Annotated in this window: 1 protein-coding gene; it reads left to right on the forward strand. The window is 71.1% G+C overall.

Annotated elements, in window-relative coordinates:
* Nucleotides 1-246, forward strand: a 246-nt coding sequence (locus tag QRT08_RS18530) for a hypothetical protein (RefSeq protein WP_286047472.1), incomplete at both ends; no start/stop codon positions are given.

Genomic DNA, 246 nt, shown 5'->3' on the forward strand with positions numbered 1-246 from the left:
CGGCGGCGTCTTCGGGCTCGTCGTCCTCGCCCGGATCTTCCGCAAGAAGCTCGAGGGCCTGCGGGAGCAGGTGGTGGACGGCGGTGCCGTGCTGCGCTCGCCGCGCCGCTTCCTGATCGACGTCGTCGCGCCCTCGCTCGGCAGCTACCTGGCCCGCCTGGCGATCGTCGGCGTCTTCCTCGCCGCCTACGGCATCCCGGCGACCTTCAACGACATCGCCACCGTCACCGCCTCCAACTCGATCTC

It is taken from the genome of Halalkalicoccus sp. NIPERK01 (assembly GCF_030287405.1).
In the GTDB taxonomy this organism is placed as follows: domain Archaea; phylum Halobacteriota; class Halobacteria; order Halobacteriales; family Halalkalicoccaceae; genus Halalkalicoccus.